Raw genomic sequence first — 19,885 nt, 5'->3', positions numbered from 1 at the left:
ACCGCTGTGGTCTGCAACAGCCTCAACAGGAGTCCCTCATGAAAGCCGTCGGCTACTACCAGTCCCTGCCCATCAGCGCCCCCGAGTCCCTGATCGACCTGACCCTGCCCGAGCCCCAGCCCGGGCCCCGGGACCTGCTGGTCGAGGTGCGCGCCATCGCCGTCAACCCCGTGGACGTGAAGGTGCGCCAGCGCCGCCCCTCCCCCGACGGACAGGCCCAGATCCTGGGCTGGGATGGCGTGGGCGTGGTGCGCGCCCTGGGTGCCGAGGTGAAGGGCTTCGCCGTGGGCGATCGCGTCTGGTGGGCCGGCGAAATCACCCGCCCGGGCAGCTATGCCGAGCTGCAGGCCGTGGACCACCGCATCGCCGCCCACGCCCCCGCGCGCTGGACGGACGCGCGGGCCGCCGCCCTGCCCCTCACTGGCATCACCGCCTGGGAGCTGCTGTTCGACCGCCTGCAGGTGCAGCAGTCGCCCGAGCGCCCTGTGAGCCTGCTGGTGACGGCGGCTGCGGGTGGCGTGGGCTCCATCCTGCTGCAGCTGGCCCGCAAGCAGCCGCATCTCACCGTCATCGCCACGCTGGGCGACGCGGCCTCGCGCCCTGAGGAAGTCGCACGCCTGAAGGCCCTGGGCGCCCACCACGTGATCGACCACCGCCAGCCCCTGGCCCCGCAGGTCGCCGCCCTGCAGGCGCAAGGCGTGCCGCCGGTGCGCCACATCGCCAGCCTCTCGCACACGCCCCAGCATTTCGCCGACTTCATCGCGCTCATCGAGCCCCAGGGCCGCCTGGCCATGATCGACGACTTCGAGCCCGGCGCCCTGGACGTCATGCTGCTCAAGGGCAAGGCCCTGTCCCTGCACTGGGAGATGATGTTCGCCCGCCCCCTGCACCAGACGCACGACATCGCCGAGCAGGGCCGCCTGCTGGCCCAGCTGGCGCAATGGGCCGATGCCGGCCAGCTGCAGAGCACGCTCAGCGAGGTGCTGGGGCCCATCGACGCGAAGCACCTCAAGCTGGCGCATGAGCGGCTGGAAAGCGGGCATACGCAGGGCAAGTTGGTCCTCGAGTACTGACGTCCCCCCCCCTACGGCCTCCGGCCGCCCCCCCAGGGGGGCACACCCGTAGGGCCGGCGGAGCCGGACCCTCGGGTGTCGTGCCGGGGCGAGCGCCGGCTGCGCCGGGCGCTCTTGGAGGGTCGGGTGGGCGGGCGGGTGGATGGGCGGGCGGGCGGTCGGTCGGGCTTGGGCGTGACGCTTGGTTCGTGGCGATTGGCCAGGTCGGGGAAGCGCGGGGCACTTGAGCACATGGCGCCTCGCGAGCATGCCGGTAGGGCCGGCGGAGCCGGACCCTCGGGTGTCGTGCCGGGGCGAGCGCCGGCTGCGCCGGGCGCTCTTGGTTCTTGGTTCTTGGTGGAGGCAGGGTCCGCGGATAGGGGCCAGGCCCCGACCCCGCCACGTCGCTCAGGCGGGCTGCAGGGCAGCCTGCAGCGCAGGTGCCGGACGCTGGACCGTCCGGCGCTCCAGCAGCAGCAGGCTCAGCGCCGCAGGCAGCCCGCCCGGCATCACCATGGCCAGCCAGAGAGCGCGGCGGCCGGTCGACAGGGAGCTGCCGCGCAGCCACCAGAGCGTCAGCGCCAAGGCAGTCAGGTGCAGCAGCAGCGCCGCTACGACAACGCGGGCCGGCCGCGCCGGCAGCAGTTCTGCCGGCAGTTGGCGGCCCTCGCCCAAGCGATGCGGCAGCTCGCGCAGGGCGTACTGCAGGGGGGACAACCACCAGGCCACGTTCTCGTAGAGCATGCCAAAGTCCCCACTGATCGGCCGGCTGGCCATGACCTCGCTGCGGCCGTCGGGCGCCGCATGGACCAGCAGTTGGCGGATCGCCTCGCCCTTGTAGAAACCGCCGAAGGTCAGGCCGAAGAGCCAGCCATCACCGAGCTTCACGTGATCCAGTCGCGAGAGGCTGCCGTGGCCGCTGCTGGTTTGCATCGGCTGCATGAAGGGCAGTCCTGGCAGCTGCAGCTGCACAAGCGGGGCACCGGCCCGGCCCTGCGCCAGGGCATGGACGCGCAGGCCGCCGCTGCTGACGACGATCAGGTGAGCGCCGTCCGGCTCGAAGACCGGGGGCGCGATGAAGACCTCGCCAGGCGGCAGGCGCAGGACCTCCGTGCTGGCCTGGCTGGGGCGGTCGATGGCATAGAGCCGGTCGCTCGTCATCAGGAAGCGCTGCTCGATCACCAGGGGCACGGCGGGGAACGGCCTCAGGTCCCCGACCCCGCCCACACCCCAGCGGCCCTGCGCCCGGCCGCTGCGGGTGTCGTGACCGTGGAAGAGCAGATCGTCGTGGCTGAAGGTCCATTCGATGTGGCGCTTGTCGTCCACCCACTGGAGGGGGCGCCGCTGGTAGGCCTGGTGGCGCACTGGATACTCCCGCAGCCGCGTGAACTCGAGCTCGGGCCCCCAGGGCCCGTCAGCCCGGGCCAGGGCCTCGGACCAGGCCGGCGCCCGTGGGTCGGCGCTGAGCTTGAGCAGTGTCGCCAGGAGCTCACGCGGCTCCATGCGCTGCGACTCGGTGTAGCCCCCCGACGGCGGCACCGGCATGTTGAGCGAATGCCTGCCGGCAAACATCAGCAAGAACTCATAGCCTATGGCCGCCACCACCAGGGCATAGCCGATGCCGATCTGCAGCGGGAGTGCACCCAGCACGACGAGCAGCGGATGGCGCACCGGGGCCTCGCGGTCAGGTTTGAACTGCGAAACCGCAACGGCAAGCAGCCAGACGAGGCCCGTGATCTCCAGCATCAGCAGCGGCAGGCTTGCCGCGAAGGACCACATCAGCCAGACAGGGATGATGGCCACGACGATGGCAAGGGGGCGCGGGCTCAGCACCGTGCACACCCCGGCGACCCAGGCCATGCAGGCCAGCACCCAGGCGTGCAGGGGCATCAGGTAGTGGTGTGAATCGACGAGCCGCGGCGTCAGCAGGTCCACACCGGCCAGCATGAGCAGCCGGGGCAGCGTCACGGCAACCAGCAGCAGCACAGCCGCTGCGGCCACGATGGAAAAGCAGATCGCGCGATGCGGCAGCGGCCGGTGCAACAGCCACAGCCAGCGCGAGGGGCGCCTGTAGACGCCGAGCTGGTAGAGCCCCAGCGCAAAGGCGCCGGCCATATAGACCGCCATGAAGAGGCGCTCGACCTCATGAGGCTGCTGCTGCATGTCGGTCATGCGGTTGAGGAACAGCAGCACCAGCAGGTGCGCAGCAGCCAGCAGGGCAGCGAGCAGACGGAAGCGCCGCAGCTCGCCCAGAAACAGGTCTCGGTTGATGGACATGGGGGCCTCGATTCAGTGCTGGGGCGCCGCGTGATTGCGGGACAGGAAGGCGTTCACCGCTCGGTCGAGCCCAACCGGCATCGGCCTTGCGGAGCGCGCGCCCAGCCTGGTGAGGTGCTCGCCGAAGTCCTCGCCCTGCTCGAACACCAGGCAATGAGTCAGGCCGTCGATCTTCTGCAGCTGCAGCAGCCCCGGCAGCTCGCGCAGCTGGGACGGCGCCGCGAAGGGGATGTCCGCAACCCACAGCTGCACGCGCTCGCAGAAGTCGTCGGGTGCAGACATGTGCTTCAACTCGCCGCGCTCCAGGATGATGAGGTTGTCGGCCACTCGCTCGATCTCCTCCATCTGGTGAGAACAGTAGACGATGGTGCAGGCGCCCTGCAGATTGCAGAACATCAGCGCCTCCAGGAAGGCTCTCTTGGCAACCACGTCCAGTCCCAGGGTGGGCTCGTCCAGGATCAGCAGCTCGGGCGACTGCGCCAGCGCCATCGCCAGGCTCAGGCCGGCGCGCTCACCGCGTGAGAGCTCGCTGATGCGCTGGCCGGGATCGATGTGGAAGTTGCCGACGACCTCCCGGTAGCGGGCGTGGTCCCAGCGCGGGTACTGGCGCTGCTGCATGGCCACGGCATCGGCCACGCGCAGCCAGTCGGGCAGGGTGTGTTCCTCGTTGACGTAGCCGATGCGCGCGCGCTGTGCCGGCGCCAGCGCCTCGGGCGCCACGCCCAGCACGCGCGCGCTGCCGGAGCTGGGCGACTGGAAGCCCAGCAACACCCGGAACAGCGAGGACTTGCCCGCACCATTGGCACCGACGATGGCGTGGATGTGGCCGCGCGGCACCTTCAGGCTCAGCTCGTGCAGCGCACGCTTGTGGCCGTAGTGCAGACACAGCCGCTCGGTCTCGATCACGTAGTCTGACGTGGCGGGGGCGGTCTGGCCCTCGGAGGGCCCGCCGTCCCCCGTCGGCGCGGGCATTTCGACAAGGCGCAGCTGCGCCTGTTCGGACATGGCATTCATGGAGATATCCTGTTGAGGAGGCCTGGGACCCAGGGATCAGGCGGACTTCTTGGCTGCCAGCGGCGCGAGCTCCTGCTCCACGCGGGACAGCACGCTCGCGGGAAGAAAGCCGAGCCCGATGACGTCGTTGACGAAGCGCTGCACCGCCTCGTCCAGCCGCCGCTCGCGCTCACCCTTGCTGAGCCGCTGGCGTGGCGCGGCGACGTAGAGACCCAGGCCCTGACGCGCCTCCAGCCAGCCCTCTGCGGCCAGCTCGCCATAGGCCTTGGCGACGGTGTTGGGGTTGATCATCAATTGCATCGCAAGTCCGCGCACACTGGGCAGCTGCTGGCCGACCTCCAGCTCACCGGCGGCAATCGCGCGGCGCACGCCATCGACGATCTGCTTGGCAATGGGGCGCGGATCGCCGGTGGCAATCTGGATCATCAAGGGCGTGGTGCGGGACATGGCCGGCTCCTGGTGGTGTATTTACTGTACTAGTGTTCGTAGTACAGCATGAGCTTCGTAGGCCGTCAAGGGTCTTTGCGGCACACTGCACGGCATGACTGCCGTCAAGCCAGCGCTTCCAGCCCCTGCCTCACCGGCCTTGTTCGGGAATGCCCGGGCCTTCGAGGCCTGGCTGCGCAAGCATCACGCCAAGTCTGACGGCCTCTGGCTCCAGATCGCCAAGCGCGGCGCGCCCGAGCCCAGCGTCAGCTACGCCGAGGCGATGGAGATCGCGCTGTGCTGGGGCTGGATCGACGGGCAGAAGAAAAGCCTCGATGACCATCACTATCTCCAGCGCTTCACGCTGCGGAGGCCGCGCAGCATCTGGTCCAAGGTCAATGTCGAGAAGGTGGCCGCGCTGATCGAGGCCGGCCGCATGCAGGCACCTGGCCTGGCGCAGGTCGCGGCCGCCCGGGCCGATGGGCGCTGGGCGCGGGCCTATGACGGCGCGCGCACGTCCGTGGTGCCCGAGGACCTGCTGGCGGCGCTCGAGGCCGCGCCCGATGCCAAAGCCTTCTTTGCGACCCTCAATGCCAGCAATCGCTACGCCGTGCTGTGGCGCATCCAGACCGCCGTGAAGCCCGTGACGCGCGCCCGGCGCATCGCCCAGCTGGTGGCCATGCTGGCGCGCGGGGAAGCCATCCACCTCTTCAAGCGCCGCGACAAGAGCTGAGCCGCCAGCCTGCGGGCAAGCGCCCTCGACCGCACGGGCGCCAGGGCGTTGCCCATGAGCGGCTGCGTCCTCAGGCAAGACCCTCTGCCCGAGAGTCAGCGCATCGGCCGCAGCGCCCTTGACGCCTGCACGGACGATCCACGCGGCGCCTACCAGCTCGCCTGGAGAGAGCCGCCGCGGAAGCGGCTGTCGCGGGTGATGGCGCCCAGGTCCACGAACTCGAAGTCCGAGGCCTTGAGTGTCTTGAGTTGCGAGATCGTCGCGTCCTGCCATTGGGCGCTGGGCTCGCCCTGCACATAGAGGTCGGAACCGATGTCCGCCACATAGAGGCCGTAGCGCTGCATGGCCAGGGCCAGGGCCTTGGCCTGGGCGCTCCAGGAGGCGGGCGGCGTGAAGCCGGCCTTCAGGCGCAGGACGGCGCCGAAGGGCACGCCGCCCGGGGTGTCGCCACCGGCATGGTGGCGGGCCGGCCAGACGTTGCTGCGGGCCAGGACGCTGTCGCGCAGGGTGACGCGCAAGGCGTGGCGGATGTCGCCCGTGCTGGCCTCGGCGGCGCGCGCCAGCAGGGGCAGCAGAGGCAGGCCGGCTGCATCGCCCGAGGTCCAGGTGTCGGGGCGCAGGGCGTTGCTCTTCAGGTCCCATGCGGCGGTCGAGTAGGCGTACCACTGGCCGCCCAGCTGGTAGCTGGCGTAGCTCTCCCACAGCCGGCAGCGGCCCTGCTCGACGACCAGGACGTGCCGATCCCCACACAGCTGCGCATCGTTGCAGGCGCCGCCTTCGGCCTTGAGCAGATCGTCTCGCGGGTAGGGGAAGCGGCGGTTACCGGCAGGCAGCGTGGTGCAGTCGCGCACGATGTCGTAGCCGCCGGCCACGGGCGTCGCGCAGTCGCTCTCGTCAGGCGCGCTGTCGCCGCTGCCAGCGCGCGGGTCGGTCGGGTTGAAGGCCACCGTGGGCCAGCTCGTCGTGGCGGAGGCCGTGCTGCTGCCGTCCACCACGTTGTAGGGGATGCCGTAGTAGTCGGCCGTCTGCTGCGGGTTCTCGTTCGTCCCCCAGTCCGGATGGAAGGCCCGCGTGGCGCCGATGCTGGCGATCCAGCCGGCGCTGCTGGCGTGCACGGGGAAGCGCTGCACGTCGTCGATGCGGGTGTTGAAGACGGCCGAGGCGGGGAAGAGCTCGCAGCCGCCGAGCTGGGGAGCAGCGCTGGGCGTGGGCGTGGGCGTGGGCGTGGGCGTGGGTGTGGGTGTGGGTGTGGGTGTAGGCGTCGGAGTCGGAGTCGGGGTCGGTGCCGGCGAGGGCGCGTCGGCGCCACCGCCACCACCGCAGGCTGAAAGGGCGATGGAACTGGCCAGCAGGGAGGCCTGGCCCGCCCGCTTGATCTGGTTGCTACGCATGGCTCACTCCGCGCGACGAGAGGCGCCGCGTCTCCGGCTGGCATTGAAGCAGGGGCGCTGGGCACTCGCTGCAATCATTTGTGACAGCGCCGATGCGGGATCGGTGCAGGGTGCCAGCCCGCACAGCACGCCCCTCCCCTGACAATGCCCGCCAGACCCGGAGGACCGAACGATGACGAAATTCCTGATCTCCTTCCCCGCCCAGGCCATGGATGTCCCCGCTAAGGACCTGCCCGCCGTGGGCGAAGCCGCGCGCCAGGTCATCCGCGAGGCCAAGGCGGCCGGCGTGTACGTGTTCGCGGGCGGTCTCAACGGGGCCGTCCCGCCGCTGAGGGTGGCCGCCGACGGCACGGCAACACACGACACCTATCCCCAGACCAAGGACTTCGACGGCGGCTTCTGCGTGCTGGAGCTGCCCTCACGCGAGGCGGCCCTCCATTGGGCCGCGAAGCTCGCCGAGGCCTGCCGGTGTGCGCAGGAGCTGCGAGAGTTCGGGCATGACCCGGAGAGCTGATAACGGCGCCTGTGGCGATGGCCTCGCAGGCGCCCCAGGGGCGACATGACCGCCCGCCCGATTCAGGCTTTCCTGCTGCACGCCGTGGCCGGCAGGGCGACGCCGGTCCGCATCGCGTCATCAACGAGCGGCCCCGTTGCCTTGCGCATGATGTGCATGTCGGGGAACTGCACATCCCTGCCCCTGTCGACCCAGCCATGCCTGGCATAGAACGCGAGGGCACGACCGTTGGTGGAAGACACCCGCAGCCACGCGCCTGACAGGCCGCAATCCCGCAGCAGCGTCAGCGCATAACCCTCCAGCTGGGCGCCCAGACCGCACCCTCGGCGGTCGGCCCGGAGGTAGAACAGGTTCACCTTGCCTGCCGAGGGCTCCTCGGGGTCGCGAATCAGCTCGATCTGCCCGACGATCTCATCGCCCAGCCAGGCATGGACACAGCTCCCGGGTAACGCTGCCATGTAGCTCGCCAGCCGCTGGAGATAGGCCTCGCCTGCGGGACCGGCCGTAGCCCAGAAGCGGCGATCATCGCCATCTCCGCAGACATAGGAGTCGGCGCGGAACTCGACGCACAGGGCGCCGTGGCGATCGAGGTCGATCGGACGGAAAGTGAGCAGTGGCGTCTGCATGGACATGCACAGCGGCCCCTATCAGAACTCAGCCCGCCATCAGAAGTGAATGCCCCGCATCATCTGCTGCAGCGCAATCGCCTCCGGCGAGAGCTGCGGCTTGCCGCCCTTCTCGCCCTTGGCCGCATCGCTGTCGGGGAACATGCGGAAGCTGGTGTTCATCACGATCTGGGCCACACGCGGCATCAGCGCATGCAGCAGCTCGCCAGTGATGCCCAGGCGGGTGGCGATGCGCACGGGCTTGGCGATGCAGGCCTGGGCGATCATGTCCGCGGCTTCCTCGGGGGCCAGCGTGGGCACATTGTTGTAGATCTTGGTAGGCGCGATCATGGGCGTGCGCACCAGGGGCATGTTGATGGTGGTGAAGGTGATGCCCAGGTCGGCGTACTCGCTGGAAGCGCAGCGGGTCCAGGCGTCCAGCGCGGCCTTGGAGGCCACGTAGGCCGAGAAGCGCGGTGCGTTGGTCAGCACGCCGATGGAGGAGATGTTGACCACATGCCCCTTCCTCTTCGCGACCATGCCCGGCAGCAGGCCCATGGTGACGCGCAGGCAGCCGAAGTAGTTCAGCTGCATGGTGCGCTCGTAGTCGTGGAAGCGGTCGTAGCTGGACTCGATGGCGCGGCGGATGGAGCGGCCGGCGTTGTTGATGAGGAAGTCGACGCCGCCGAACTGCTCGTTGATCCAGGCGATCATGCCGGCGCAGCTCTCCTCGTTGGCGATGTCGGCCGAGTAGCTGTGCACCTGAGCACCCTTGCCGGCGTGCTCGCGGATCTCCTTCACGGCCTCGTCCAGCTTGCCCTCGTCGCGGGCGCAGATGATGGTGATGGCGCCGGCCTCGGCAAACTTCTTGGCCGCGGCCAGGCCAATGCCGGAGGAGCCGCCCGTCACCAGCACGACCTTGCCGCCGGTCGCGCCGCGCAGGCTGCGGTCGATGAAGAGGTCCGGGTCGAGATGGCGCTCCCAGTAGTCCCACAGGCGCCAGGCGTAGTCATGCAGATTGGGGCAGGCAATACCTGACCCCTTCAACGCCTTGTCGGTCTCGCGGCAGTCGAAGCGCGTGGGGTAGTTGATGAAGGTGAACATGTCCTCGGGCAGGCCGAGGTCCTTCATCACGGCCTGGCGGATGCGGCGCACCGGCGCCAGCGCCATCAGGCCCTTCTTGACGCTCTTGGGGATGAAGCCCAGCAGGGCCGCATTCACGAAGAGGTTCATCTTGGGCGCATGCGCGGCCTTGGAGAAGATGTCCAGCACATCGCCCACGCGGTAGCCCACCGGGTCCACGAGGTGGTAGCAGCCGCCGCCCGCCTTCACATGGTGGCTGATGTGGTCCAGGGCGTTGACCACGTAGTCCACGGGCACGATGTTGACGCGACCGCCTTCCAGGCCGATGGAGGGCATCCAGGGCGGCAGGATCTGGCGCAGGCGCTGGATGGGCTTGAAGAAGTAGTAGGGGCCGTCGACCTTGTCCATCTCGCCGGTCTGCGAGTCCCCCACCACCATGGCGGGGCGGTAGACGGTCCAGGGCTTCTTGCAGTCCTTGCGCACGAGCTTCTCGCTCTCGTGCTTGGTCATGAAGTAGGGGTGATCGAGGTTTTCCGCCTCGTCAAACATGTCTTCGCGGAACACGCCTTCGTAGAGGCCGGCCGCGGCGATGGAGGACACATGGTGCACATGCCCGGCGTCGATGGCCGCGGCAAAGTCCAGCATGTTGCGTGTGCCCTCGATGTTGGTGCGGACCTGGCTTTCCTCGTCCGCCTTCAGGTCGTAGACGGCGGCAAGGTGGTAGAGGTGGTCGATCTGACCCTTGAGGCTCTTGATGTCCTCGCTGCTGACGCCCAGCTTGCGCCCGGTGAGGTCGCCGTAGACCGCAATCGCCCGGCTCTTGCTGACGCCCCAGTAGGCCAGCAGCTCGGGCAGCTTGTCGCGGCTTTCCTCGCGCATCAGGAAGTACACCGTGCTGCCGCGCCTGGCCAGGAGCTTCCTGACCAGCCGCTTGCCGATGAAGCCTGTGGCGCCCGTGACGAAGTACTGCATCGTGTCTCTCCTGTGTTCTTGATTGGCCTGTGGGAGGGAGGTGTCGGCTGATTCTTGTCCAAACCCCGGGTTTCACCGCTGCGCGCTTTCCCCAGGGCCGACTCTAGAGCATAGAGACCGCACACTAGGATTGGGCAAGCGGCGCCGTGTGGCCGGGCCTATAGTGGTTCCATCCCTGCTGGAGGGCCTGCGCTGGCGCCACAATGCCGCGTGGAAAGTTTCAGCGACTCTCGCGTAGTTCCACCTCAAGAAAAGGACTCAACAATGGTCAAGAAGCTGCAGAAAATGGCTGCCAAGAACAAGGCCTCCGCCAACAGCGCTTTCGGTGGTGCACTGCCCGCCGGCCTGCTGGACAACCAGGTGGCCCAGACGATCAAGGATTCCGCACAGCAGATCTGGGCGGCCGGCCTGGGCGCCTTCTCCAAGGCTCAGGGCGAAGGCGGCAAGGTCTTCGAAACCCTGGTGAAGGAAGGCATGAAGCTGCAGAAGAAGACCCAGTCTGCCGCCGAGGAAAAGCTCGGCGCCGTGGCCAACAAGATGAGTGGCATGGCCGGTGAAGTCGGCGCCAAGGCCGGCCAGCACTGGGACAAGCTGGAAACCATCTTCGAGGAGCGCGTGGCCCGCGCCCTGAACCGCCTGGGCGTGCCCAGCAGCAAGGATGTGGAGCAGTTGATCGCCCGCATCGACGCGCTGAGTGCCGCCGTGGGCATCGTCCCGGCCAAAAAGCCAGCCAGGAAGGCGTCCGCGGCAAAGCCTGCAGCCAAGGCTGTCGCCAAGCCCGCGGCCAAGCCCGCAACCAAGGCTGCCGCCAAGCCCGCGGCCAAGGCTGCTCCCAAGGCTGCGCCCAAGAAGGCTGCCGTGAAGGCGGCTGCCAAGCCTGCTGCAAAGAAGGCAGCTGCCAAGCCGGCCACCAAGCCTGCGGCGAAGGAAGCCGTGTTCAAGTCCGCCGCCAAGCCCGCCCGCAAGGCGGCCGCCAAGCCGGCTGCACCGGCACCGGCAGCCCCGACCGCCGAGGCCACCCAGGCCTGATTGCCACGGCAAGCCACATCAGGGCCCGGCCATGACCGGGCCCGCAAGGCGCCCACAGAGCGCCCCCAGACCAGCCGCCTCGCGCCAGTCCCGATCCAACGGGGCGAGGCTCATCGAGGCGGCTTGTCCATTTCTTGAGCGAGACAAACAGGATCCGCCATCGCATGAACGCCCGTTCCCGCACCAGCACCCCGAAGGTCCCTGCCGCTCCTGCGGCGCCCCGGCGGCGGCGCGCTGACCAGCCCAAGGGCGGACCGCGCATCGGCCTGGCGCTGGCCGGCGGCGGGCCGCTGGGCGCGATCTACGAGATCGGCGCGCTGTGCGCGCTGGAAGAATCCATCGAAGGCCTGGACCTGCGCAATTGCGACAGCTACATCGGCGTCAGCGCAGGCGGCTTCATCGCCGCGGGCCTGATCAACGGTCTCTCGCCGCGCGATCTCTCCGAGGCCTTCATCGAGAACAGCGCCCGCTCGCCCGACAGCTTCGACCCCTCGGTCCTGCTGCATCCGGCCTGGGACGAATACTGGCGCCGCCTGCGCACGGTGCCAGAGCTGGTCGGCACAGCCCTGTGGCAGACCCTGGTGCAGGGCCGCTCCGTGCTGGGGGCCTTCGAGCGCCTGGGCCGCGCCCTGCCGGCGGGGCTGCTGTCCGGCGAGGCCCTGGCCGAGCAACTGCACGCGCAGTTCAGCCGCCCTGGCCGCAGCGACGACTTCCGCGAACTGCGCCACCGCCTGGTCCTGGTGGCCACCGACCTCGACAGCGGCGAGGCCGTGCCCTTCGGCCTGCCGGGCTGGGACCATGTGCCCGTCTCCAAGGCCGTGCAGGCCAGCGCCGCCCTGCCCGGCCTGTTCCCGCCCGTGGAGATAGACGGCCGCTTCTACGTGGACGGCGCCCTCAAGAAGACCATCCACGCCTCCGTGCTGCTGCAGGAAGGCCTGGACCTGCTGCTGTGCCTGAACCCGCTGGTGCCCTACGAGGGCGAGCCCGGCGTGCAGGAACACGAGCCGCACCGCAGCAGCCGCCCCAAGGGCCAGCGCATCCCGCGCCTGGTCGACGGCGGCCTGCCGGTGGTGCTGTCCCAGACGCTTCGCTCGCTGATCCATTCCCGCCTGGAACTGGGCATGAAGGGCTATGCGCGCAGTCATCCGGGCACCGACATCCTGCTCTTCGAGCCCAGCAAGCGGGATGCCGAGCTCTTCATGGCCAACACCTTCAGCTACTCGCAGCGCCGCCATCTGGCCGAGCACGCCTACCAGGCCACGCGCCGCCAGTTGCTGGAGCGCGCGCAAGACCTGACCCCCCAGTTGGCGCGCCACGGCCTGACCCTGCGCATCGATCGCCTGTGCGACAGCAAGCGTGAACTAGTACCGGGGGCGCTCAAGCAGCCCAGCCGCGCGGCCATCGCCATGGCACGCCTGGATCAGGCCCTGAGCCTGCTCGAATCAAGGCATGGCGTGCGCACGCCCTGAACACAGGATGTCGAAAGGCGAGGTCCGCGTGAAGGGCTTCACAGCCCACAAGGCCTGACCCCACAGGCTGAGGGGGCCTCCGGCTGAACAACTCAAAGAACAATGGCGCCATCGCACCGCTGGTGTTTCTTTCAGCTGTTGAATCCGTGTCCAAGAAGTTCCTCATCGCCCTCGGCCTGAGCGCCGCCTCCCTGCTGGCCCAGGCCACGCCGGTCAACCTGATCAGCAATGGCAGCTTCGAGTCCGTCTCGCTGGCCAATGGCAGTTGGACCACCCTCGGCAGCCTGAGCGGCTGGACCATCGGCCCGCAGAACGTCGAGGTGCGCCACAACGTCGCGGGGTCGGCCTTCGCCGGCCTGAACTTCGTCGAGCTGGACACCAGTCGCAACAGCTGGATCTCCCAGACCTTCACGACCACCGTCGGGCAAACCTACCACCTGAGCTTCATGTGGGCCAACCGTCCTGACCAACTGGGCGCCAGCAGCAATGGCATCAGCTGGCAGGTCGATGCCCTGAATGGCGTGGTCGGCAACAACACCGTCACGGCCTGGACCCAGTTCGAGCAGGACTTCGTGGCCACCAGCACCAGCACCACCCTGCGCCTGGGCGCCTCGGGCAGCTCCGACGGCATGGGCACCTCGCTGGACGCCGTGTCCATCACCCAGTTGCCGGCCGCTGCCAGGAGCACCGTGCCCGAGCCCGGCAGCCTGGCCCTGCTGGCCATGGCTGCTGGTGCCCTGTTCGCGGCACGCCGCCGCAAGGCTTGAATTTCAGGACAAGTACAAGAGACGTCGTTGGGTAGATAGAGCGGGCCCCACCCGCAGCCTGCAGCTCCGAGCTGCTGTTCCATTAGAAGAAGCGAGAAGAGGCCCCGTGTGTGGGGCCTCTTCTTGTTTTCGGCGCAGGTTCTCAGCCCAGGTAGCGGGCGCGCAGATGAGCCTGGAAGTGCGTCGGGTTGAGCGGCTCGCCGCTGGCGCGACGCACCAGCTCCGGGGTCTCCCAGCGGCTGCCTTCGCTCCAGATGCGGCTGCGCAGCCAGTCGAAGACCAGGCCCAGCTCGCCGCGCACGATGCGGGCGTCCAGGTCCGGGGTCTCGCGCCGCATGGCCGCGAAGAACTGGGCGGCGTACATGGCGCCCAGGGTGTAGCAGGGGAAGTAGCCGAAGAGGCCGGCGCCCCAGTGCACGTCCTGCATGGGGCCGTCGCTGAAGTTGCCGCGGGTGTCCAGGCCCAGCAGCTCCTGCATCTTGGCGTCCCACAGGGCGGGGATGTCGTCCACCTCGATCTGGCCCTCGATCAGCGGGCGCTCGATTTCGTAGCGCAGGATCACATGGGCCGGGTAGGTGACCTCGTCGGCATCGACGCGGATGTAGCCGGGCTTCACACGGGTCAGCAGGCGGTGCAGATTGCCCACCTCGAAGGCCGGCTGATCGCCCAGGTGCTTCAGCAGCAAGGGGCGCAGCAGGCCGGCGAAGCCGGGGTGGCTGCCCAGCTGCATCTCGAAGGAGAGGCTCTGGCTTTCGTGCAGGCCCATGGAGCGCGCATTGGCGATGGGCAGGCCCAGCCAGTCGCGCCGCAGGTTCTGCTCGTAGCGGCCGTGGCCGGTCTCGTGGATGGTGCCCATCAGGCTGGGCAGGAAGTCGTCCTCGCGATAGCGCGTGGTCATGCGCACGTCCTCGGGCACGCCGCCGCAGAAGGGGTGGGCGCTCTCGTCCAGGCGGCCGGCCTCGAAGTCGAAACCCATCAACTGCATGGCGTCGTGGCCCAGGGCCTTCTGGGCCGCCTGCGCGAAAGGCGGCACCGGGCGGACCACCGCCTCTCGCGATTGTTTCTCCAGCACGTCGCGGATCAGGCCAGGCAGCCACTGGCGCAGATCGCCGAAGACGCGATCCACCTCGGCCGAGCGCATGCCGGGCTCGTACTGGTCCATGAGGGCGTCGTAGGGGGCAAGACCTGTCACCGCCGAGAGGCAGCGGGCCTCCTCGCGGGCCAGGCGCACGACCTCGCGCAGGTTCTCGGCATAGCCAGCCCAGTCATTGGCGGGGCGCTGGCTGCGCCAGGCATGCTCGCAGCGCGAGTTGGCCAGGCTCTTGGCCTCGACCAACGCCTGCGGCAGCGCATTGCTGGCGCGCCAGGCGCGCTGCATCTCACGCAGGTTGGCGCGCTCGATGTCGTCGAGTTCCTCCTGCGCTGCAGCCTCCAGCAGGCGCTGGAGTTCGGGCTCGGTGGCCAGTTGGTGCAGGAGCCCCCCCATCTCGGCCAGAGCCAGAGAGCGGGCCTCGTTGCCCTTGACAGGCATGTTGGCTGACTGGTCCCAGGACGCGATCGAGTGCAGATGGGACAGGCGGTGCATGCGCACATGGCGTGCGCACAGCGTTTGATAGGCGGTCTTGCTCATGGTCTTGTCTCTTGTCCGATGGCAGCGCGGCCATCGTCATTCATGAAAGGGCGCTTCCTCGACGCCCGGCCGGCGGCATCCAGGCGGCCGGCCACTCGTGGCTGCGATTGTGGCCGCCTTTGAGCCGCATCAAGCGCCCCACTGGCCCGGGAAAACCCACAGCAGCAGGGCCGTCATGCAGAGATAGCGCAGGAACTTGCCCATGCTCATGTAGAGCAGGCAAGGCCAGAAGGGCAGCTTCAGCCAGCCTGCCACCGCGCACAGGGGATCCCCCACCAAGGGCAGCCAACTCAGCAGGCAGGCCCGCGGCCCGAAGCGCTCCAGCCAGCGCAGGGCCTTGTTGGCCGGGCTGTGGTGGGATCGCCCTTCATAGAGCCGCTCCGCGCCATAGCCCATGCCCCAGGTGATGGCACCGCCCAGGGTATTGCCCGCCGTGGCCACCAGCACGGCCGGCCAGAACAGGGCCGGCTCCAGTTTGACCAAGGCCAGCACAGCAGGCTCCGACCCCAGCGGCAGCAGCGTGGCCGACACCAGGGCAATCACGAAGATCGCCGGCAGGCCCACCTGAGGCAAGGAGAAATAAGCCAGCACAGCGGCCAGCGCGTCCATCACCGATTGCTCCATGCGGGCCATTATGCGAGGGACGCCACAGTTCCCTGATCCATCGGCTTGCAGCCATGACGGAAGGCATGCACACTCAGCGGTTCAGGGAGCGCACAACTGGACCGGGGCAGTACGACCCTGTCCGGGCTTGGCCATCAAAGAGGTCACGGGCAATGCTGAATTTCGCAAGGACTGGGTTCGTCTGTTTCGGGCTCTTGGGCTCGACGCTGGGTCTGGTCCACCCAGCCATGGCACAAGACAGCTGCAAGCACCTGCTGGCCTCCGGCAACCCGCAGTACCCGCCCTATCTGTGGCGCGCCCCGGAAGACGAAGGCAAGCTCGTCGGCGCCAACGCCGAGATGATGCAGTGGCTGTCCAAGGAGATTGGCATCCCCATCGAAGTCCGTTACGTAGGCCCCTGGGGCCGTGTGCAGGAAGAGGTGCGGGCCGGCAAGGTGGACCTGATCGCAGGCGCCTTCTTCACCGTGCCGCGCACCGAGTACATGGATTACTTCCACCCGCCCTTCCGCGACACCCGCTCGGCGGTCTGGACCAAGGACGGCAGCAAGCTCAAGTACCGCCGTTGGGGCGATCTGCAGGGCCGCCAGGGCGTCACCGTGATCAACAACAGCTTCGGTGAGGAGTTCGACCGCTACGCCCGCGAGAACCTCAAGATCACGCAGGTGGCCAGCCTGGAGCAGGCCATCCAGATCCTGCAGAAGGGCCGCGCCGACTACCTGGTCTACGAGGACAGCCCCGGCGACGCCTTCCTGGCCAAGATGGCCATCACCGACGTCAAGCAGCTCGAGGGTGCTGTGGCCAAGGAGCCGCTGTACCTGACGCTCTCGCACAAGTCTGCCTGCAACACGCCCGAGCTGCGCGGCAAGCTGGCGCGGGCCGTCTACAAGCTCTCCAAGACCACGCAGATGAACGACTGGATCAGCCAGTCCATCCAGCTCTGGCGCAAGCAGAACGTGCCGGCGCAATGACCGCGCGGCCGGCATGAGCCTCGGCCAGCGCGCCTGTGCGTGAAGGTTTGCGCGCTGGACGTCATCCGCTGGGGCCTCATGCCGGGCCCGCACCGGCCCTGCGCGGACCTCCGGGGTGGCGGGCGTTATAATCTTGCCTCTTTTTTGAGCAGCCGCCAGCCCCTCCCCATGCCCTCCATCCTGCCCACACCGCTGCGGCTAGGCGCCCATGTGCTGCCGAACAATCTGTTCGTGGCGCCCATGGCCGGGGTGACGGACCGCCCTTTTCGCATGCTGTGCAAGCGTCTGGGCGCGGGCTATGCCGTCTCCGAGATGGTGACTTCGCGCAAGGACCTCTGGAACAGCCTCAAGACTTCGCGCCGTGCCAACCACGAGGGTGAGACAGCCCCTATCGCCGTGCAGATTGCCGGCACCGAGGCCCAGATGATGGCCGAGGCCGCGGTCTACAACATCCAGCGTGGCGCTCAGATCATCGACATCAACATGGGCTGCCCCGCCAAGAAGGTCTGCAACAAATGGGCCGGCTCGGCCCTGATGCAGAACGAGCCCCTGGCGCAGGAGATCGTGCGCGCGGTGGTCGAGGCCTGCCGGCCTTTCGACGTGCCCGTGACGCTGAAGATGCGCACCGGCTGGAGCGCCGAGGCCCGCAATGCCCTCGTCCTGGCCCGCATGGCCGAGGACGCCGGCATCGCCATGCTGACCATCCACGGTCGCACCCGCGAGCAGGGCTACAAGGGCCTGGCCGAGTACGACACCCTGCGCAGCGTGAAGGCGGCGGTGGGCATCCCCGTGGTCGCCAACGGCGACATCGACAGCCCCGAGAAGGCCCTGCAGGTGTTGCAGCACACCGGCGCCGATGCGCTGATGGTGGGCCGCGCCGCCCAGGGCCGGCCCTGGATCTTCCGCGAGATCGCCCATTTCCTCGCCACCGGTGAGCAGCTCCCCGCACCGCGGGTGCTGGAGGCGCGCGACTGGCTGCTGGAGCATCTACAGGACCACTACAGCCTCTACGGCAGCGACAGCGGCATGCGCAGCGCGCGCAAGCACATCGCCTGGGCCGTGAAGGCACTGCCCGGCGGAGAGGATTTCCGCCAGGCCATGAACCGGCTGGACAGCTGCGAGGCGCAGGTCCGGGCCCTCTCCGACTGGTTTGCCGCCCTGGCCGACCAGCACGAGCGCCTGCCCTACCTCCCGCCCGCCCTGGACGCGGCCAACGACGACGACGCAGAAGAACAAAGGCTATCGGCATGACGCCCAAACCCATCGACCAGTGCATCCGCGAGAACCTCGAGGCTTACTTCCGCGACCTCGACGGCGAGGTGCCGCACTCCATGCACGACATGCTGATCAAGCTGGTCGAGAAGCCCCTGCTGGAAGTCGTGATGGCCAAGGCCGACGGCAACCAGAGCAAGGCCGCCGAATGGCTGGGCATCAACCGCAACACCCTGCGCCGCAAGCTCAGCGACCACGAGCTGCTCTGAGCGCCCTGGCCCGCGCTGCTCCACCGAACCCCCACCATCCCGAGTCCACCATGACGCAACTGACTGCCCTGATCTCCGTGTCCGACAAGACCGGCATCGTCGATTTCGCCAAGGCCCTGCACGCCCTGGACGTGCGCCTGCTCTCCACCGGCGGCACCGCCAAGCTGCTGGCCGACGCCGGCCTGCCGGTGACCGAAGTCGCCGACCACACCGGCTTCCCCGAGATGCTGGACGGTCGCGTCAAGACCCTGCACCCCAAGATCCACGGCGGCTTGCTGGCCCGCCGCGATGTGCCCGAACACATGAAGGCCCTGGCCGACCATGGCATCGCCACCATCGACATCCTGGCCGTCAACCTCTACCCCTTTGAAGCCACCGTGGCCAAGGCAGGCTGCACGCTGGAAGACGCCATCGAGAACATCGACATCGGCGGCCCGGCCATGGTGCGCAGCGCCGCCAAGAACTGGAAGGACGTCACCGTGCTGACCGACGCCTCCCAGTACGCAGACGTGCTGGAAGAGCTCAAGGCCGCCGGCAAGACCAGCGACAAGACCCGCTTCGCCTGCAGCGTGGCCGCCTTCAACCGCATCGCCCAGTACGACGCCGCGATCAGCAACTACCTCAGCGCCCGCCAGGACGACGGCAGCCTGGCCACCTACCCGGCCCAGATGAACAGCACCTTCGTGAAGGTGCAGGACCTGCGCTACGGCGAGAACAGCCACCAGACCGCCGCGCTGTACCGCGACCTCTTCCCCGCCCCCGGCTCCCTGGTGACGGGCAAGCAACTGCAGGGCAAGGAGCTGTCCTACAACAACATCGCCGATGCCGACGCCGCCTGGGAATGCGTCAAGTCCTTCCAGGCCCCGGCCTGCGTGATCGTCAAGCACGCCAACCCCTGCGGCGTGGCCGTGGCCGCAACGCCGGCCGAGGCCTATGCCAAGGCCTTCAAGACCGACCCGACCAGCGCCTTCGGCGGCATCATCGCCTTCAACCGCGAGGTGGATGGCGCGGCGGCCGAGCTGGTGGCCAAGCAGTTCGTCGAGGTGCTGATGGCCCCGGGCTTCACCGCCGAGGCCCGCGAGATCTTCAAGAGCAAGGTCAACGTCCGCCTGATGGAGATCGCCCTGCCCCCGGGCGGCGACACCCCGTGGCTGCAGGGCCGCAACCTGGGCGACAGCAAGCGCATCGGCTCGGGCCTGCTGCTGCAGAGCGCCGACAACCACTTCCTGCAGAAGTCCGACCTCAAGGTCGTGACCACACTGCAGCCCACGGCCCAGCAGCTCGATGACCTGATGTTCGCCTGGACCGTGGCCCAGTACGTCAAGAGCAATGCCATCGTCTTCTGCGGCGGCGGCATGACCCTGGGCGTGGGCGCCGGCCAGATGAGCCGCGTGGACTCCACCAAGATCGCCGCCATCAAGGCCGCCAACGCCAGCCTGGACCTGAAGGGCTCCGTCGTGGCGAGCGATGCCTTCTTCCCCTTCCGCGACGGCCTGGACGTGCTGGCCGATGCCGGCGCCAGCTGCGTCATCCAGCCGGGCGGCTCCATGCGTGATGAAGAGGTGATCGCCGCCGCCAACGAGCGCGGCGTGGCCATGGTCTTCACCGGCGTTCGCCACTTCCGGCACTGAAGGCTCCCCCCCTACCGGCTTCGCCGGCCCCCTCGAGGGGGCACGCCTGACGGCCCGGCAAAGCCGGATCCGCAGGCGTCGCTCTGAACGAAGCCCACCGGGTTGCACCGGTGGGCTTCTTCACTTGGGCGCTGGTGTCGCGAAGAACAGCTCGTGCGGCGCGCTCGCTACGTTGCAACACCTCAGTCATCGAGTCAGTACTCCCTCGTGCAAGAGCCG

At 68.5% G+C, this 19,885-nt stretch carries 18 protein-coding genes; 10 read left to right on the top strand and 8 right to left on the bottom strand.

All coding sequences use genetic code 11. The features are described from left to right. The first annotated feature begins 38 nt into the window (after positions 1-38). Positions 39-1,073, top strand: a complete 1,035-nt coding sequence (locus ACS5PK_RS10375; RefSeq protein ID WP_439440158.1) for a zinc-binding alcohol dehydrogenase family protein — start codon at positions 39-41, stop codon at positions 1,071-1,073. A gap of 387 nt (positions 1,074-1,460) precedes the next feature. On the opposite strand, the gene ACS5PK_RS10370 is transcribed toward ACS5PK_RS10375, so the two are convergent. The 3 genes from ACS5PK_RS10370 to ACS5PK_RS10360 are packed head-to-tail and all read right to left on the bottom strand — an operon-like array spanning position 1,461 to position 4,790. Further along, positions 1,461-3,329, bottom strand: a complete 1,869-nt coding sequence (locus ACS5PK_RS10370; protein ID WP_439440157.1) for a hypothetical protein — start codon at positions 3,327-3,329, stop codon at positions 1,461-1,463. Positions 3,330-3,341: 12 nt separating this feature from the next. Next, entirely contained in the window at positions 3,342-4,343 is a 1,002-nt protein-coding gene (locus ACS5PK_RS10365; protein WP_439440156.1) for an ABC transporter ATP-binding protein, read from the bottom strand. 36 nt (positions 4,344-4,379) lie between these two features. Then, positions 4,380-4,790: a GntR family transcriptional regulator gene (locus ACS5PK_RS10360; protein ID WP_439440155.1), complete on the bottom strand. Its 411-nt coding sequence runs from the start codon at positions 4,788-4,790 to the stop codon at positions 4,380-4,382. A gap of 94 nt (positions 4,791-4,884) precedes the next feature. On the opposite strand from ACS5PK_RS10360, the gene ACS5PK_RS10355 reads away from it, so the two are divergent. Then, entirely contained in the window at positions 4,885-5,502 is a 618-nt protein-coding gene (locus tag ACS5PK_RS10355; protein WP_439440154.1) for a YdeI/OmpD-associated family protein, read from the top strand. A 149-nt stretch (positions 5,503-5,651) separates the two neighbouring features. Here the strand turns inward: ACS5PK_RS10355 and ACS5PK_RS10350 are convergent, their stop codons facing one another. Further along, a complete protein-coding gene (locus ACS5PK_RS10350) occupies positions 5,652-6,893 on the bottom strand; it encodes a hypothetical protein (protein ID WP_439440153.1) in 1,242 nt (413 codons plus the stop codon). Between the two features lie 172 nt (positions 6,894-7,065). Here ACS5PK_RS10350 and ACS5PK_RS10345 point away from each other — a divergent pair, with 172 nt between their 5' ends. Continuing rightward, positions 7,066-7,407: a YciI family protein gene (locus tag ACS5PK_RS10345; protein WP_439440152.1), complete on the top strand. Its 342-nt coding sequence runs from the start codon at positions 7,066-7,068 to the stop codon at positions 7,405-7,407. Positions 7,408-7,469: 62 nt separating this feature from the next. On the opposite strand, the gene ACS5PK_RS10340 is transcribed toward ACS5PK_RS10345, so the two are convergent. Beyond that, entirely contained in the window at positions 7,470-8,039 is a 570-nt protein-coding gene (locus ACS5PK_RS10340; protein ID WP_439440151.1) for a GNAT family N-acetyltransferase, read from the bottom strand. A 33-nt stretch (positions 8,040-8,072) separates the two neighbouring features. After that, positions 8,073-10,067: an SDR family oxidoreductase gene (locus ACS5PK_RS10335; protein WP_439440150.1), complete on the bottom strand. Its 1,995-nt coding sequence runs from the start codon at positions 10,065-10,067 to the stop codon at positions 8,073-8,075. A 285-nt stretch (positions 10,068-10,352) separates the two neighbouring features. Here ACS5PK_RS10335 and ACS5PK_RS10330 point away from each other — a divergent pair, with 285 nt between their 5' ends. The 3 genes from ACS5PK_RS10330 (at position 10,353) to ACS5PK_RS10320 (ending at position 13,332) form a co-directional block, all read left to right on the top strand. Then, complete coding sequence (locus ACS5PK_RS10330; protein WP_439440149.1) at positions 10,353-11,096, top strand: phasin family protein; 744 nt, start codon at positions 10,353-10,355, stop codon at positions 11,094-11,096. A 164-nt stretch (positions 11,097-11,260) separates the two neighbouring features. Beyond that, the gene (locus ACS5PK_RS10325; RefSeq protein WP_439440148.1) at positions 11,261-12,565 is read left to right on the top strand and encodes a patatin-like phospholipase family protein; all 1,305 of its coding nucleotides are present in this window, start codon (positions 11,261-11,263) and stop codon (positions 12,563-12,565) included. Between the two features lie 146 nt (positions 12,566-12,711). Continuing rightward, positions 12,712-13,332: a DUF642 domain-containing protein gene (locus ACS5PK_RS10320; protein ID WP_439440147.1), complete on the top strand. Its 621-nt coding sequence runs from the start codon at positions 12,712-12,714 to the stop codon at positions 13,330-13,332. 142 nt (positions 13,333-13,474) lie between these two features. Here ACS5PK_RS10320 and ACS5PK_RS10315 read toward each other — a convergent pair whose 3' ends face one another. Together ACS5PK_RS10315 and ACS5PK_RS10310 are read right to left on the bottom strand one after the other, a co-directional pair. Further along, positions 13,475-14,962: a carboxypeptidase M32 gene (locus ACS5PK_RS10315; RefSeq protein ID WP_439440146.1), complete on the bottom strand. Its 1,488-nt coding sequence runs from the start codon at positions 14,960-14,962 to the stop codon at positions 13,475-13,477. A gap of 129 nt (positions 14,963-15,091) precedes the next feature. After that, the gene (locus tag ACS5PK_RS10310; protein ID WP_439440145.1) at positions 15,092-15,586 is read right to left on the bottom strand and encodes a YqaA family protein; all 495 of its coding nucleotides are present in this window, start codon (positions 15,584-15,586) and stop codon (positions 15,092-15,094) included. A gap of 227 nt (positions 15,587-15,813) precedes the next feature. Here ACS5PK_RS10310 and ACS5PK_RS10305 point away from each other — a divergent pair, with 227 nt between their 5' ends. The 4 genes from ACS5PK_RS10305 (at position 15,814) to purH (ending at position 19,666) form a co-directional block, all read left to right on the top strand. Next, positions 15,814-16,554 carry a substrate-binding periplasmic protein gene (locus ACS5PK_RS10305; protein WP_439440144.1) on the top strand — a complete coding sequence of 247 codons (741 nt, stop codon included), beginning with the start codon at positions 15,814-15,816 and terminating at the stop codon, positions 16,552-16,554. Between the two features lie 168 nt (positions 16,555-16,722). Further along, the gene (gene dusB, locus ACS5PK_RS10300; RefSeq protein ID WP_439440143.1) at positions 16,723-17,805 is read left to right on the top strand and encodes a tRNA dihydrouridine synthase DusB; all 1,083 of its coding nucleotides are present in this window, start codon (positions 16,723-16,725) and stop codon (positions 17,803-17,805) included. Then, positions 17,802-18,035: a Fis family transcriptional regulator gene (locus ACS5PK_RS10295; RefSeq protein ID WP_183104897.1), complete on the top strand. Its 234-nt coding sequence runs from the start codon at positions 17,802-17,804 to the stop codon at positions 18,033-18,035. The genes dusB and ACS5PK_RS10295 overlap by 4 nt, the downstream gene beginning before the upstream one ends. Positions 18,036-18,085: 50 nt before the next feature. Then, positions 18,086-19,666 carry a bifunctional phosphoribosylaminoimidazolecarboxamide formyltransferase/IMP cyclohydrolase gene (purH, locus tag ACS5PK_RS10290; protein ID WP_439440142.1) on the top strand — a complete coding sequence of 527 codons (1,581 nt, stop codon included), beginning with the start codon at positions 18,086-18,088 and terminating at the stop codon, positions 19,664-19,666. The last annotated feature ends 219 nt before the right edge of the window (positions 19,667-19,885 follow it).

It is taken from the genome of Roseateles sp. DB2 (assembly GCF_051857535.1).
Classification (GTDB): domain Bacteria; phylum Pseudomonadota; class Gammaproteobacteria; order Burkholderiales; family Burkholderiaceae_C; genus Roseateles_B.
This window is presented reverse-complemented; position numbering and strand designations above follow the sequence as displayed.

Coding starts and splice junctions, on each gene's coding strand:
- ACS5PK_RS10375 (WP_439440158.1), top strand. CDS start 39: ATGAAAGCCGTCGGCTACTACCAGTCCCTGCCCATCAGCGCCCCCGAG.
- ACS5PK_RS10370 (WP_439440157.1), bottom strand. CDS start 3,329: ATGTCCATCAACCGAGACCTGTTTCTGGGCGAGCTGCGGCGCTTCCGT.
- ACS5PK_RS10365 (WP_439440156.1), bottom strand. CDS start 4,343: ATGAATGCCATGTCCGAACAGGCGCAGCTGCGCCTTGTCGAAATGCCC.
- ACS5PK_RS10360 (WP_439440155.1), bottom strand. CDS start 4,790: ATGTCCCGCACCACGCCCTTGATGATCCAGATTGCCACCGGCGATCCG.
- ACS5PK_RS10355 (WP_439440154.1), top strand. CDS start 4,885: ATGACTGCCGTCAAGCCAGCGCTTCCAGCCCCTGCCTCACCGGCCTTG.
- ACS5PK_RS10350 (WP_439440153.1), bottom strand. CDS start 6,893: ATGCGTAGCAACCAGATCAAGCGGGCGGGCCAGGCCTCCCTGCTGGCC.
- ACS5PK_RS10345 (WP_439440152.1), top strand. CDS start 7,066: ATGACGAAATTCCTGATCTCCTTCCCCGCCCAGGCCATGGATGTCCCC.
- ACS5PK_RS10340 (WP_439440151.1), bottom strand. CDS start 8,039: ATGTCCATGCAGACGCCACTGCTCACTTTCCGTCCGATCGACCTCGAT.
- ACS5PK_RS10335 (WP_439440150.1), bottom strand. CDS start 10,067: ATGCAGTACTTCGTCACGGGCGCCACAGGCTTCATCGGCAAGCGGCTG.
- ACS5PK_RS10330 (WP_439440149.1), top strand. CDS start 10,353: ATGGCTGCCAAGAACAAGGCCTCCGCCAACAGCGCTTTCGGTGGTGCA.
- ACS5PK_RS10325 (WP_439440148.1), top strand. CDS start 11,261: ATGAACGCCCGTTCCCGCACCAGCACCCCGAAGGTCCCTGCCGCTCCT.
- ACS5PK_RS10315 (WP_439440146.1), bottom strand. CDS start 14,962: ATGAGCAAGACCGCCTATCAAACGCTGTGCGCACGCCATGTGCGCATG.
- ACS5PK_RS10310 (WP_439440145.1), bottom strand. CDS start 15,586: ATGGAGCAATCGGTGATGGACGCGCTGGCCGCTGTGCTGGCTTATTTC.
- ACS5PK_RS10305 (WP_439440144.1), top strand. CDS start 15,814: ATGGCACAAGACAGCTGCAAGCACCTGCTGGCCTCCGGCAACCCGCAG.
- dusB (WP_439440143.1), top strand. CDS start 16,723: ATGCCCTCCATCCTGCCCACACCGCTGCGGCTAGGCGCCCATGTGCTG.
- ACS5PK_RS10295 (WP_183104897.1), top strand. CDS start 17,802: ATGACGCCCAAACCCATCGACCAGTGCATCCGCGAGAACCTCGAGGCT.
- purH (WP_439440142.1), top strand. CDS start 18,086: ATGACGCAACTGACTGCCCTGATCTCCGTGTCCGACAAGACCGGCATC.